This window comes from Shewanella khirikhana (assembly GCF_003957745.1).
Classification (GTDB): domain Bacteria; phylum Pseudomonadota; class Gammaproteobacteria; order Enterobacterales; family Shewanellaceae; genus Shewanella; species Shewanella khirikhana.
In genome coordinates, this window is record NZ_CP020373.1 from 4,026,594 (window position 1) to 4,039,922 (window position 13,329).

The 13,329-nt window shown below is 57.7% G+C and carries 17 protein-coding genes; 5 read left to right on the plus strand and 12 right to left on the minus strand.

All coding sequences use genetic code 11. The features are described from left to right. The first annotated feature begins 264 nt into the window (after positions 1-264). A complete protein-coding gene (locus STH12_RS17670) occupies positions 265-1,041 on the plus strand; it encodes a GGDEF domain-containing protein (RefSeq protein ID WP_237158658.1) in 777 nt (258 codons plus the stop codon). Between the two features lie 15 nt (positions 1,042-1,056). On the opposite strand, the gene STH12_RS17675 is transcribed toward STH12_RS17670, so the two are convergent. Beyond that, positions 1,057-1,503: a DUF6491 family protein gene (locus tag STH12_RS17675; RefSeq protein ID WP_126168774.1), complete on the minus strand. Its 447-nt coding sequence runs from the start codon at positions 1,501-1,503 to the stop codon at positions 1,057-1,059. A gap of 80 nt (positions 1,504-1,583) precedes the next feature. On the opposite strand from STH12_RS17675, the gene STH12_RS17680 reads away from it, so the two are divergent. Continuing rightward, the gene (locus tag STH12_RS17680) at positions 1,584-1,994 is read left to right on the plus strand and encodes a thioredoxin family protein (RefSeq protein ID WP_237158659.1); all 411 of its coding nucleotides are present in this window, start codon (positions 1,584-1,586) and stop codon (positions 1,992-1,994) included. A gap of 67 nt (positions 1,995-2,061) precedes the next feature. On the opposite strand, the gene STH12_RS17685 is transcribed toward STH12_RS17680, so the two are convergent. Next, on the minus strand, positions 2,062-2,349 hold the full coding sequence (locus STH12_RS17685; RefSeq protein ID WP_126168775.1) for a hypothetical protein: 288 nt from the start codon (positions 2,347-2,349) through the stop codon (positions 2,062-2,064). 248 nt (positions 2,350-2,597) lie between these two features. Here STH12_RS17685 and STH12_RS21680 point away from each other — a divergent pair, with 248 nt between their 5' ends. Then, positions 2,598-2,909 (plus strand): hypothetical protein, encoded by a 312-nt coding sequence (locus tag STH12_RS21680; RefSeq protein WP_237158660.1) that lies wholly within the window; start codon positions 2,598-2,600, stop codon positions 2,907-2,909. Positions 2,910-2,945: 36 nt separating this feature from the next. On the opposite strand, the gene STH12_RS17695 is transcribed toward STH12_RS21680, so the two are convergent. The 5 genes from STH12_RS17695 to STH12_RS17715 form a co-directional block, all read right to left on the minus strand. Beyond that, positions 2,946-3,551 (minus strand): DUF2238 domain-containing protein, encoded by a 606-nt coding sequence (locus STH12_RS17695; protein WP_126168776.1) that lies wholly within the window; start codon positions 3,549-3,551, stop codon positions 2,946-2,948. Between the two features lie 77 nt (positions 3,552-3,628). Further along, a complete protein-coding gene (locus tag STH12_RS17700) occupies positions 3,629-4,765 on the minus strand; it encodes an ABC transporter permease (protein ID WP_126168777.1) in 1,137 nt (378 codons plus the stop codon). Further along, entirely contained in the window at positions 4,755-5,687 is a 933-nt protein-coding gene (locus STH12_RS17705) for an ABC transporter ATP-binding protein (protein WP_126168778.1), read from the minus strand. The genes STH12_RS17700 and STH12_RS17705 overlap by 11 nt, the downstream gene beginning before the upstream one ends. Further along, positions 5,680-6,660, minus strand: coding sequence for an HlyD family secretion protein (locus STH12_RS17710; RefSeq protein WP_126168779.1), 981 nt, complete (start codon positions 6,658-6,660; stop codon positions 5,680-5,682). Before STH12_RS17710 ends, STH12_RS17705 begins: the two co-directional genes overlap by 8 nt. Next, on the minus strand, positions 6,657-7,376 hold the full coding sequence (locus tag STH12_RS17715) for a TetR/AcrR family transcriptional regulator (protein ID WP_126168780.1): 720 nt from the start codon (positions 7,374-7,376) through the stop codon (positions 6,657-6,659). Before STH12_RS17715 ends, STH12_RS17710 begins: the two co-directional genes overlap by 4 nt. A 244-nt stretch (positions 7,377-7,620) precedes the next feature. On the opposite strand from STH12_RS17715, the gene STH12_RS17720 reads away from it, so the two are divergent. After that, complete coding sequence (locus STH12_RS17720) at positions 7,621-7,911, plus strand: hypothetical protein (protein ID WP_126168781.1); 291 nt, start codon at positions 7,621-7,623, stop codon at positions 7,909-7,911. Positions 7,912-7,945: 34 nt separating this feature from the next. Here the strand turns inward: STH12_RS17720 and STH12_RS17725 are convergent, their stop codons facing one another. Then, positions 7,946-8,710, minus strand: a complete 765-nt coding sequence (locus STH12_RS17725; protein ID WP_126168782.1) for a phosphatase PAP2 family protein — start codon at positions 8,708-8,710, stop codon at positions 7,946-7,948. A gap of 113 nt (positions 8,711-8,823) precedes the next feature. Continuing rightward, complete coding sequence (locus STH12_RS17730) at positions 8,824-9,825, minus strand: GlxA family transcriptional regulator (protein WP_164551248.1); 1,002 nt, start codon at positions 9,823-9,825, stop codon at positions 8,824-8,826. A gap of 159 nt (positions 9,826-9,984) precedes the next feature. On the opposite strand from STH12_RS17730, the gene STH12_RS17735 reads away from it, so the two are divergent. Beyond that, entirely contained in the window at positions 9,985-10,176 is a 192-nt protein-coding gene (locus STH12_RS17735; RefSeq protein WP_126168784.1) for a hypothetical protein, read from the plus strand. On the opposite strand, the gene STH12_RS17740 is transcribed toward STH12_RS17735, so the two are convergent. The 3 genes from STH12_RS17740 to STH12_RS17750 all read right to left on the minus strand — a co-directional run bounded on the left by STH12_RS17740 (position 10,173) and on the right by STH12_RS17750 (position 13,284). Next, complete coding sequence (locus STH12_RS17740; protein WP_126168785.1) at positions 10,173-11,303, minus strand: response regulator; 1,131 nt, start codon at positions 11,301-11,303, stop codon at positions 10,173-10,175. The genes STH12_RS17735 and STH12_RS17740 overlap by 4 nt on opposite strands. Continuing rightward, positions 11,296-11,898, minus strand: coding sequence for an Hpt domain-containing protein (locus STH12_RS17745; RefSeq protein WP_126168786.1), 603 nt, complete (start codon positions 11,896-11,898; stop codon positions 11,296-11,298). The genes STH12_RS17740 and STH12_RS17745 overlap by 8 nt, the downstream gene beginning before the upstream one ends. Before the next feature lie 123 nt (positions 11,899-12,021). Beyond that, entirely contained in the window at positions 12,022-13,284 is a 1,263-nt protein-coding gene (locus STH12_RS17750; RefSeq protein ID WP_126168787.1) for a sigma-54 interaction domain-containing protein, read from the minus strand. Positions 13,285-13,329 lie beyond the last annotated feature (45 nt).

The window sequence follows — 13,329 nt, forward strand, 5'->3', positions numbered from 1 at the left end:
TAAAGCATGGGCAAGCATCCCAGGCGACCTGTGGTGGGTCGCCGTCGATGCCAGTGTGCCGTCGATGCTGGCATGCCGCCACTGCTATTCGGAGAAAGTGCCATGAATGACGCCGCTCAGCCTGAGCCAGCCAGCTTTGCCGACAGTGCCTCCTGCCTGCAGGCCCTGCTCAATGCGGTGGAAGATCAGGTGGTGGTGATAGACAGCTAGGGCATCATTCAATATACCAATCTGGCCTGGGATCAGTTTGCCAAAGACAACGGCATGCCCGCCGATTACCGCTGGGTTGGCACCAATTATCTGGGGGTTTGCGATGGCGCGGCCGAGTCCATCAGCCAAACGGCGGCGGAGGGCATTCGGCGGGTAATGACGGGCGAACAGGGCCAGTTTTACCTCGAATACCCTTGCCACGGCCCCACCACTCAACGCTGGTTTATGATGCGGGTAACCAGTATCGCCGGCCTGGAAGCAGGCTATTTTGCCATCGCCCATGTGAATATCACCGAGCGTAAGTTGCTGGAACTTAAGGTCGCCAACCTGTCTATGCATGATCCACTGACCGGCCTGGCCAACCGCCGACTGTTCAACAGTTTTCTGCACAATGAGTGGCGCCGCAGCCAGCGGGAGCACACACCACTCACGCTGATATTGCTGGATTTAGACCATTTCAAGGCCTGCAATGATCACTTCGGCCATCTGGCGGGCGACGATTATTTGCAGCAAGTCAGCAAGATATTGAAAACCGTGTGCAAGCGCCCAACCGACCTCGCCTGCCGCTTTGGCGGTGATGAATTTGCGCTGGTACTGGGCAATACCCACGCCGAGGCCGGACTGAATCTGGCCGAAGAGGTGCGAAGGGCGGTTGAAAGGCTTGGCATTATAATCGATGGCGAAGTACAGCTCACCGCAAGCATGGGCATCGCCAGCCTGGACCCCAAGTCTTCAATGGTGCAGGAAAGCGTATTGTGCTCCTGCGCCGACTCGGCGCTGTATCTGGCCAAGGGCGCAGGAAAAAACTGTTGCCGACAGGTCAGCTGCTAACCCCAAGCGACTAAACTACTGGGCCTTGTCGTCCTCGGGCGCCTTATCCAATGCCAGCAGCGCCTTATCCTGCTCTTTGGTGAGTGGGTAGATGGTGTTAATTCGACACTTGATATGCGGCTCCTGCGCAGTAAACACAGAATCAAAACCGGCATCCAGGCTGGTAGCCATGGTCTGATCCAGCATCAAGGCTCTGGCAAAATCCAACTGTGGGCAGCGGGCATCCAGCTCAACCAAATACGGCTTGCTCGGGCTGGTGCGCAGGATCAGGTGTTTCTCCCCCAAGCTGGCCCAACTGTCGAGTCGGAAAGTGGTTACCCTTTTCACGCTCTGCAGCTGCCACTGGCTGATGGACTCATTCACCTTCAGTTCCCACTCATCGCGGCTGAGGCGATTGCTTGAACAGGCCAGCAGCAAGAAGCTCAAACTCACCACTGCGATGGATTTAAGTGTGCTTTTCATCAGGCATCTCCTATGGAAAAACCAAGCGTTGTCAGCCTTTCAGTGTAGCGCCAACTACGCAGGGATACAGGCAGCCAAAAGTGTCAATTTGCATCCCACAGCCAGCGCAGGAAAACTGTGGCAAAATGCGCTATCGCCCCAATTTTCAGGACATTGGCATGCTTACTCTGGAAACGCCGCAGCAACTGGCAGATGCACTCAAACAACATCAGGGACTGTTGCTGTTGATTGGCGGGAAGGATTGCGGTGTATGTCAGGCACTCAAGCCCAGAATCACTCAGCTGCTTGAGACGGAATTTCCTGCCATGCAGCTTGCGTATGTCGACTGCCAGGCCGGTGGAGAGGCACTTTGTGCACAGCTGGGGGTATTTGCACTGCCCGGTATCCGGGTGTATTTCCAGGGGGACAGTTTTGGCGAACTGGCGAGGGTGTTTTCAATCGCCGATATCAGACAACTGCTGACACGACCCTACTCGATTTGCTTTGAATGAGGGACGGTCACCGCCGGGCCAAATAACGCAGTCACAGCACCGGCGGCAGTATCCACTTTCACCACTCTTAATCCCTCGCGGTCAGCTCAAAAACAACGGCAGACTGTTGCAGCAGCGTGTTCACAGTTTCCACTGTGGGGTAGTTCACTTCTACATCATTGCCATCAAATGCCAGCTCACGGCTGTGTTCCAGGCGAATATCGCTTTGGATTTCAGTCAGATTTTGCTGACGCATCTGGCTGATACTCTTGTCGATGTCTTCCAGCAGTTGTTGGTCAGCCAGGGCCACAGGGGCGGTCAGGATCAGGCTGATGGCGGCGAACAGGGCTTTGGCGTTACGGCTTACTGTATTCATGGTGTTGCTCCTTGGTTGATTTGGTTGTCCTTCACTGTGGGACACCATGACTAAATCAACTCTTGTGCCAAAGTTTCAACATCATGTTTTAAATGGACTTTATTAAAAATCAGCTTAAAGCGGACACTTTCACAACTTGTCCGAACCCTGCCCGCGGACACTTTCTGCTGTCCGGCCGGACAGGCGGACAGCCAGTCAACGCTTGAAATCCGGCTACTCGCCTCCATGTCTATGTTCTGAGCAATGGAATGAATCACACAAAAGGAGCCATGATGGCGCATTGGCCGCTGATAGGCTTTGTTGTATTGATGCTGGCAGTATTGCCCTGGCTGATGTGGCGGCTGTACCGCTGGGCGCGCAATATGCCCAAGGGTGCCTACCTGTTTATGGCGTTTTTCCCGCTGATCTCCTTGTTCCCCATTCCCACCGAGTCCTTCAAGCAATTGGATGAGGCCAAGCAGGAACAACGCAGGAACAAGGCCACTCCGGACGGGGGTGATGACGATGACAACGACCCGACTCCCGCAACCCACTGTAATACAGATAAAAAACGCCAATAAAAACCGCCTTGCGGCGGTTTTTCAGGCCAGAGGCAACTACGCCTTGGCGGCCAGACTTGCCAGCTGACGGTCGTGCCAGCGGCTTAACGTGAGCAGTGCCACTATTGCACCAAGCAGGGCAAAGCCCATATCGGACTGGGTGTCCCACACATAACCCTGGGTGCCCAAAAACGCCTCGGCGCCCTCGCCGGTGGCAATCGCTACCCACCACTCAATAAGCTCGTAAAAGGCGCTGAAAGCCAAACAGAAACACACCACAAAGAAGTTGCACCAATGGCCCTTTTTCATCACACCTAAACGCAGCACCAGTTCGCGGGCAATCATCGCCGGAATAAAGCCCTGGGCGAAGTGGCCGAGCTTATCGTAGTTGTTGCGCTCCCAGCCCATGGGCTCTTTCAGCCAGTCAAACAGCGGCACTTCGGCATAGGTGTAGTGGCCGCCCACCATCAGAATGACGCAGTGAATCAGGATAAGCCCGTACACCAGAGCGGTAAGCGGGAAACGCCGCTCGGTGGCGGCAAGCACGGCAAAACCGATAAGCGCCGGCACCACTTCCAAAAACCAGGTGAAGCGGTCAAGTGGGCCTATCGCCGACCAGATAAACACCGCCAAAAACACCCCGAGCCAAAGTAATCTGCCCATGCCATTACCCTAATATTTTCAATAGACTCAGGCAGTTTACCCGCGAATTTGGTGTCTGTCGCCGTTGACGCCAAAGGTCAATCCAAGCGCTTACTGAATTTCAGCGTGGCGATAATAATGCCCACCACCGAAAACCCAATCAGCCACAGGGCATCGAAACCAAGCTGCATCACCTCGGCATCCCGCAAAATAATCGCCCGCGACATTCGCATAAAGTGGGTGGCTGGCAAGGCCTCGGCAATCCACTGCGCCGGAATTGGCATGGCCTCGTAGGGGAACATAAAGCCCGACAGCAAAATCGAGGGCAGCAGGATAAATACCGTCATCTGCATCGCCTGCAACTGAGTGCGGGCGATGGTGGAAATCACCAGCCCCAGGGTCAAACTGGCGAGAATGAACAGCATCGCGGCCAGCGCCAACGAGTCGAGCCCACCGCGCACCGGCACCTTAAAGATAAGATGACCGGCGCCGAGGATAATGCCCACCTGAATAAAGCCCACCAGCACATAGGGCAGAATTTTACCGAGCATCAGCTCCAGCGGCCGCACCGGGGTGGTGATTAAAAACTCCATATTACCCTGCTCGCGTTCGCGCACTATGGCGGCCGAGGTAAAAAGCACCATGGTCATGGTCAGAATCACCCCCAGGAGCCCAGGCACTATGTTCACCACGGTGCGCTGCTCGGGGTTGAAGTAATTGACCACCTCGAGGCTTGGCACAGAGTCGGTCACCGGCCTGCCGAGCACTTCGGCAAGCGGCATAGAGCGCAGCGACCGGATAGCGCTGGCCACCACTGTATCTGAGCCATCCACCAGCCACTGGCCCACGGGGGCGGCGAAATAGCTGCCGCTGCCGTGAAGCTCGCGCTGACTCTGGGGATGGCGTGCCAGACGCTCGCCAAAGTCGGCGGGCAGCACCAGCACCGCCTTCACCTTGCCGGCGGTAATGGCCGCCTCGGCCTCAGGCACCGAGTGATAAACCGCCACAAAGTCCACCACCTGGGTCGCGCTCACCGCCTGCACCATGGCGCGGGACTCCGAAGTGGCGCTCAAATCCAGCAAGCCGGCGGGCAGATGACGAGCGTCGGTGTTAATGGCGTAGCCAAACAGCATCAGCTGCACCAGCGGGATCATCACTATCATGCCGAAGGTCATTCTGTCCCGGGAAAGCTGACGCAGCTCCTTGATTAAAATGGCAAAAACTCTAAGCCACATGCTGACCTCCCGCCCGCTCGCCGGTGCAGGTTACAAACACATCCTCAAGGCTTGGACGCACCTCATCCATGGGGCGATTGCCGGTTTCGGCCCCGAGCCAGCCGATAGGGTCACTGACGCTGTTACTGACCAACACCCGCAGCCGACTGCCAATCTGCGCCGCCGACAATACCTCAGGTTTGGCCACGAGTTGCTGTTTGAGCGCACGCAGCTCATCGCCGCCCACTTCCACCACCCGGGCACCCATGGCCTGCATCAGCGCCTTGGGCGAGCCATCGGCACGCTTGATACCGCGCTCGAGAATCGCCAGACCATGGCAGCGCTCTGCCTCATCCATGTAGTGGGTCGACACCAGAATGGTGCAGCCCTGGGCGCAGAGGTCAAACAGCCGCTCCCAGAACTCGCGGCGGTTTTCCGGATCCACCGCCGAGGTGGGCTCGTCGAGAAACAAAAGCTCCGGCTGATGAATGGTGGCCGCCGCCAGCGCCAGGCGCTGCTTTTGGCCGCCGCTCATGGAGCCCGCCATCTGCCCTTCGCGGCCGCTGAGGGCGTACAGACTGAGCAGCTCATCGATTCGCGTGTGTGCCCGCGCGCCCTTGAGGCCATAAATACGCGCCACGAAGCGCAGGTTTTCCAGCACGGTCAGGTTCTCGTAGAGGGAGAATTTCTGCGTCATGTAACCGATGCGCGAGCGCAGGCGCTCCTCGGCGCCGGGCAGGGTTTCACCCAGCACCCGGATATCGCCGGCGCTTGGCCGCAAAAGGCCGGTCAGCATTCGAATTGAGGTGGACTTGCCGCAGCCGTTGGGGCCAAGAAAGCCGTAAATACTGCCTTTGGGAATGGCTAAATCCACCCCATCGACGGCGGCGAGCTCACCAAAGCGTTTGCTCATGCCGTGGGTTTCGATGGCAAGCTCAGTCATGGTTGCGGCTCCCGCCAATGACCACTTCTACCGCAAGGCCGGTGGCCAGGGTGCTGCCTTCGGGCAGGTCGATATCGGTGAGGTACATCAGCCGCGCCCGGTCGCGCTCGTTTAAGGCGTAAAAGGGCGTAAAAGCGGGCTCTGCGCGAATGCGGCGCACCTTTGCCTTTATTATCGTCCCCGAATTGGCATCGCCCGGGTTATCCACCCGCACCCCAACCTCAGAGCCGGGAAGCAGATCGCTGAGGGCGGGGGCAGGCAGATAGGCTCGCACGTAAGGCGCATCCAGGGCCAACAGGCCAACAAGCTGGCTGCCCTGAGTCACCCTGTCGCCCTCGCGCCAGGGCAGCAGTTCCACCACGGCGTCGCGGGCGGCATAAAGCTTAAGATCGCTAAGCTGCTTTTCGGCCAGCGCCAGCTGTGCCCGGGCGGCTTCCACCGCGGCCTCGGCCTGCAGCAATTGTTCACTGCGGGTACCGGCAATCAGCTCTTTCAGGACTTCCGAGGCGCGTTTTTGCTCCGCCAGCGCACGGTCCCGGGCGGCGATGGCCTTGTCCATATCGGCCTGGGTTAACACTTTCTCCCGCACCAGCTTGCGGGTGCGCTGAAACTGGGCCTCGGCCTCGGTCACACTGGCATTGGCGCCATCGACACTGGCTTTGGCCTGAGCCAGCTCTTCATCGCGGGCGCCCCGGGTGAGCTCGCTTAAGCGCGCATCGGCACCGGCAAGATTGGCTTTGGCCAGCGCCACCTGCGCCTCGGCGCCGCGACTGTCGAGCTCCAGCAGCAAGGTGCCTGCCTTGACCTCGTCCCCTTCTTTCACATGGATGCTGGCTATCAGCTCTGACGCCGGGGCAGTGAGAGTGAGGCGGTCGCGCTCCACTGTGCCGTAAATCACATCGGCGTTGTCGTTGCAGCCGCCAAGACCAAACAGCATCAGGAGTGCAAGTGCAGAAAATAATGGGGATTTCATTGAGCATCTCCGCTTTGAGTTTGAGTGTGAGTCGGGGCGACCAGAATGCCCTGACTCAGCACCTTGATATGGTGGGACACCAGCCTTTGCAGGCCTTGAGGTGACTGCTCCAGCCCCAGCGACTGAAACAGCGCCGGGGGCGCTATCATGGGGAACACCATCAGGCTGACCAGGCTTAAGCGCGCCAGTTGCGGGTCGATATCGGGTCTGAGCGCACCTGTGGCCACCAGAGATTGCATCAGCCAGCGGTGCGACAACTTAAGCACGTCGCCAAACACCAGCATCAGCAGGCGGAAGGACTCACTTTGCGGCCCCTCATGCAGAGTGCTGAAAATCAGCCTTGGCAGGCCTGGGTGAGCACCGATAGCGCTGTAATAGGTTTGCATCAGGGATGCCAGATCCTGAGGTGCGCCCTGCTGAGACAAGGCTTTGAAACGCTCAAGCACCGGGGAGAGGGTTTCGCGCACCATGTGCTCAAACAGCCCGGGTTTGCCGCCGAAGTAGTAGCGGATCATGGCGGCATCCACCCCGGCGCGGCGGGCAATTTCCCGGGTCGAGACCCCCTGATAGCCAAGGGCAATAAAGGCTTCCCGCGCCGCATCAATCAACCTGATGCGGGCATCGCTGTCGCCGCTGGGTCGGCCTTTTGCGGCCGAGGCCTTAGTTGTCGACGCCGTGTTTGCCTTAATAGCTGCGTCCACTTTCTTGCCGGACATGGCCTTCCCCTAAAATTCCTCACATGATGAAAATACTAGGGGAAAGCGCCCAACAATGGCAGTATGAAAATTCTCCAAATCTGCTTAGATTGAGGAATTTTGCGCGCGGCGGCTCAAACAGCAGCGCTGGCGCACCACTCTTTGCAAAGCTACAACGACCGCCGTCAGTAAGGCGATGAGCCGATAAAGGGCAAAAGCGAGAAGGGCAAGAGGAAAAGGACAAGCGAAAATGACAGGAGTCAGTATGGATTATGGAATGTATGTGATGCTTATTGCCGTGAGCCTGGAGCGATTCTCATGGGTTTCGCTGCTCAAACACATAGAGCGCAGCTACCCGGATATCTGGCATCAGGCCTACAGTTATAACCGCCAGCCCGGCACGCCGGTTCGCAGCGATTATATCCGCGCCGCTCTTAAAGATGGTGAACTGGCCCAGAGCCATGACCCCAAACTGGTGCAATATCGGCAGCGACGTTACTGGGTGTATGGCTTGATGGCATTGGGAATCGCCCTGGCGATGCTGCGCTTGGTATAAAGCCCGCACCGACAGAGCCGCATGGTTCAAACGCTTATAAGGCAGAGCTTCGCGGCGCCTCAGTTTCCAGTGTTTGTGCTGGTGCTACCCTCACAGCAGCGCGGCGCCAAAAGAGAGCATACATCAGGGTGGCCACCAGCCAGGCCAGCGTGAGGCTGGCAATGTCGTGGGTGAGGAAGTGCGCCCCGCGCAGCTGCTGAGTCACACCAAATATCACACCAATAGCAAGCACGCTGGCCAGCAAGACTTTTCGGCGGCTGGGGAAATACTGCGCCGCGAAGTAATACAGGGCAATCCAGGCAAATCCGCCGCTGGAATGGCCGCCGGGGAAGCACTGGCCGCCAAAGCCTTCCCCCTGCATGCTGAACGGAAAAGGCGCGTAGGGAAACTGGCCGCCAAATATCTGCAGATCCCAGGGGCAATTCACCTGGGTAATGCTCTTACCTACCCGCACCAACACCACGCTGGTCGCTACCGACGCCAACAGATACAAAAAGCCACGCCGATAAGGCTTGAAGCGGGGATGCACCAGGCTGGCTATCAGCAAACCAATCAAGACCGCCGAGGCCAATACCACCATGTCGCGTCCGCCGGTGTGCAGCACGTTTTCGGTAAGCCACCAATACCGCAGCGGCCAACTGCTCACGCCACCTTCCAGCTTAAACAGCCACCCCGACAGCCATAAATCGGTCTCAAGCCAGGTGAGCAAACTCAGCAGCAGCAACCCCAGCCCCAACGGCAGGAAAAAATGGCTCAGCCACCAGTCTTTGGAGCGGGTGTCGAAATGGGTGCGGTGCACAGGCAAATCCTCAATCAAACGCGTTACCTCACTTTGGCCATCAAGCTGCAACCAAAGTTCCACATTGGCGTAAAAAAAACGTCACTTTAGCCAGTGTAGGTGAGATTTCTACTTCAGGGAGACGCCGGGCAACAGCCGTGACGGGAGCGGAAGCGCTCACGATAGGCCTTGGGTGTCAGGCTGGTGTGCTGCACAAAGAGTTTTCGAAACGAGCTGACATCCTCATACCCCAGCTGCGGCACTATGGCCTCGAGCCCCAGTTCGGTGCCTTCCAGCAACTGTTTGGCACGATCGATTCGCAGCTTTTGAATGTAACTCACCGGGGTTTCGTGCAGTGCCGCCTTGAAGCGGCGGATCAGGGTACGTTTACCCATTGCAAACCGGTCTGCGAGGGTATCGAGTCCGATGGGCGCCTCCAGATTGTCAGCAATCCACCGCTGGATCCGTGCGACTTCCGGGTCGGGATGCAATTGGATCTGCGGCGCCTGATCCATAAACACCCGCTGGGATGCACGGTTGGGGTCAATAAGGAATAGCTTGGCCATGGCCGATGCAAACCGCGCATCCACCAGCCGCGCCAGTATCGCCAGCCCCAGGCTGTAACTCGCGGTCGAGGCGCCAGCGGTAATAAACTGGCCGTCCTCCACAATCAGCCCATCCAGGGTCAGTTCCACCGCGGGAAAGTGCTTGCCAAACAGCGCTGCCAACCACCAGGCAGTGGTGGCTCTGTGGCCATTAAGCAGGCCAACGCCTGCCAGCAGCAAACTGCCTGCACAGGCCGAGCCTATCACCACCTTGCGGGCAGCCATGGCGTCCAGCCAGGGCACAAATACCGCAAAGGCATCGAGGTTTCGGTGCAGTCCCTGCCCATCGAGGATCAGCGGCGCCGTCACCACCACGGCATCGGGCAGCCGGCCCTGGGCGTCTGAGTCATCCCCTACGGCAGGCAAGGCCGTCACCGCCAGTGTCTGCACCGCCATGCCATCCTGTGCTACCCAACCACCAGCCGCAGAGTATAGCGATACCTCAAACCGGGGCAGCCCGGTGAGGCCCATCTGCTCTATGTACGTGTTGGCATGGCGGAATAGGTCCACCAGCGCGGTGACACTGCTCATGACGGGCTGTTCTGGCACGAGGATCGCCAAATGGATGTGGTTGCCGACCATGTCACTATTAACCTTAAATATGTCAATAACGACACTTTAAGCCAGCTTGATGACTTTTTAAACTGTTTTTACGGCAAAGTACGCCGTGCAGTTAACAAGGAAGGAAACATGAAAAACCTGCTGCTCACCCACGCCTTACCCGGGCTCGCCTATCTGGGGCTGAGTTGGTTTTTGCTGCTGTGGCTGAATTTTCAGTTACCTGTCTCACCTCTGGTGCATTTTCTGGCGCTGCCGGTACTGATGTTGCTGAGCGGTCTGGGCGCCGCGCTGCTGTGGCAACGCGGCTGCCGCTGTGATTAGAGGGTTTTGGCCATATAGTCGAGCTGCTCGATGATCCGTTGCAGCTTTTCATCGACTTTCAGCCCTGACTCCAAATGGGCCACGCTCTCATCCAGCTTGGTCTTGATGACGGAAGTAACCCATTCCTCCTGCTCTTCCGACAACCCCATGGACAAAAAGCCGGTTTGAATGTCCATCATCAGGTCATTCATGATTTGCATGTTCTTTTGCTTGTAGCCGGTTTGAAACTCGCGGATTTCATGGAGGGTGACCCGTGATTCGTCCACGGTTTCCATCATCATGGCCATGCGCTGCTCGGCGGCGCTGGAGTCGGACTTCACCCGCATATTGAGGTCATGGGCGGCCTCCATCAAAATCAGTAAATAGTCTCTCAGCTCACCGGCGCGTTCTGGTTTTTCCGGCAGATTCTTTACCAGCATTACCACGGATTCATAGCGTAAAATCAGCCGGTTGCCTTTTTCCAGAATGCGACATTCCAGCTCTGCCGTTCGGTCCATCAGCACCTGTTCCAGCGGCTGTACCACCCCCTGAGATGCGGCATAAAAGGCTTTGTCGTTTACCCCCACAATACGGCTGCACACCTGCACCCCATAGTTGCGGCTGGCCTCGCAAATGCCCTGCACCAGGGTCTGGGCATCCCTGAGCTTGGTGGAGGCCCGCAGGAAGTTGACGATAATGCTGATATCCGCGGCGCTGCTCATGGCCGCCATTACCATGGCGGTGGCTTCCTGTTTTTCGCGGCCGAGTTTCTGCTGCTGCTTCACCTGATCCAGGGTCAGCCTCACCTTGCGCCCCAGGACAACCGGGTCAAAGGGCTTGGTAATATAGTCCTGCCCACCGGCGGCAAAGCCCTTCAATATTTCATCGGTTTCGGTATTGGCCGAGACAAAAATCACCGGCAGATCAGGGAATTGCTGCTTGAGTTTTTCACAGGCCTGATAGCCGTCCATAGGTTCCATCACCACATCCAGCAGCACCAGATCCGGCAGCGACTCGGCTAAGGCGTCCAGCGCCTGTTCCCCGGAGGTGGCGACCCGCAGATGATAATCTTCCTTCAGGATCTCCATCAGAATGCGAAGTTCGGCGGGCGAGTCATCGACCAGCAGTAATCCGGGCTTATCACTCATCGGAAGTTCTCCCTAACATGCGGTTTAACGACGCCTTGGCACCAGGCATATCAAAGGCGTCAAACTGTTTGATAAATAAACTGAAATCACTTTGGAATTTCTCGGGAACCTGGGCTTGTCGCAATGCCAGGAACTCGCTGTCGGCGGCAACAAAGTCTGTGTCTATCAGGGTGAGCAGTTTGGCCAGCCGCAGCACCAACTCGGTGGCGGTCACGCAGAAGGTTTCCTGCTGCTCTGTGCTTGCCAGCAGCTTGGCGACTGTGGGCGACAGCTCATCCCAGGCGGCCGAACACTCATGCAGCAGCACCGCCGGCACCGGCAAATAGCCCTTTTTGATTTGCGATTCCACTTCACCGGCACTGTGGCTGAGGCGCATGGCACCAACGTTGGCAGACGACCCCTTGAGGGTGTGACACAGCACCCGCAGCGACTCCCAATCGTCGGCTTCGGCCAGTCTGTGCAGGCGCTCGTTGAGGCCCTGATAACTCTCGTGAAAGGTGCCCAGCACCGCATGCAAGAGCGCGCGATTACCGCCAACCCTGGCCAGGGCCTGGTCGATATCGATGCCGGGGGTGGCGTCCTGGGGTGACGTCATGGGTTGTCTCCGTGCGTTTGACGCCAACCCAAAGGTGCTGAATTCACAGCATAAAGAGCTCGGCGTCTCTCCCGTTTGACAAGTATAGTCAGCCTGAGAAGAGACGCCGGATTTTGCGCGGATTTATTCCGGTTGCTTGAGTTTACGGTAGAGGGTGTGGCGGGAAATCCCCAGCTGTCTGGCAGCCTTGTTGCGACAGCCGCCGTTGTTGCCTATCGCCCGCAGGATCACCTGCTGCTCGAACAAGCGCACCTGCTGTGCCAGTGGCGCTTCGAGTTCGGCGCGGGGGTGTTCCAGGTTCAGCTCCTGCCCGGAAATAATCGGGGTTTCCGCCAGGGTGGCGGCGCTTATCAGCACGTTTTGCAGCTGACGGATATTGCCCGGCCAGTGGTATTCCTGCAGCAAAAAGCGCGCCTCGGTAGACAGGTGCTTGCGCACCCCGTAGCGGGCAGCGTATTGCTCAAGGAAGAAGTCTGCCAGCGGCAGAATTTCATCCCGTCGCTGCGACAGCGCCGGCACTTCCAGATGGATCACATTGAGGCGGTAGAAGAGATCCTCGCGAAACAACCCTTCCTCCACCAGATCGGCCAGCCGCTTGTGACTGGCGGCGATGATACGGCAATCCACCGGAATGTACCTGGCACTGCCAAGGCGCCTGACCGACTTTTGCTGCAGCACCTGCAGAAAGTTGCCCTGCAGCTCCAGCGGCAGGTCGCCGATTTCATCCAGCAACAAGGTGCCCCCATTGGCCTGTTCGAACACCCCGGCATGGGCCTGGTTGGCGCCGGTAAAGGCCCCCTTTTCGTGTCCAAACAGCTCATCCTGGATCAGATTTGCAGGCAAACCGGCACAGTTCAGACTGACGAAAGGTGCCTGAGCACGGCCGGAGTGCTGGTGAACAAAGCGGGCCAAATATTCTTTGCCACTGCCCGACGGGCCGTGGATAACCACCGAAATATCTGTGTTGGCAATACGCTTGGCCTTTTCATACAGGCCGGTCATATCATGGGAGAAGCGCGCAGGCTCGGGCAGCTGCAACAGCTCCTTGTGCACCCCAAGGCCGTGGCCGAGGGTGGCACTGAGCAGCTCAATCTGCACGGGGCGATGGTGGAAATCGAACACTATGCCCAGCGAAAACAGCCTCGACAGCTCGCTGAGCTGATCGTTGTTGCACACAATAATCCACAGCATGCGGCTTTCGGCCGCCAGGCGCTCCATCACCTGATGTAAATCGTCCCTCGGTTGTACAAATGCCAGGCCGACAGTGCCTGATTCAGGGGCTTGTGGAAAATGCCAGCCAAGTGCGGCCAGCGAATCGAGCAAAACCTTATCTTCAATACAGAGGTCGCTCAAAGACCAGATTCGACATTGTTTTTGTAGTGACATCCAAACTCCCCGGAGCGTCAGTGTCTAAATTCAAGTTAGTCAGTA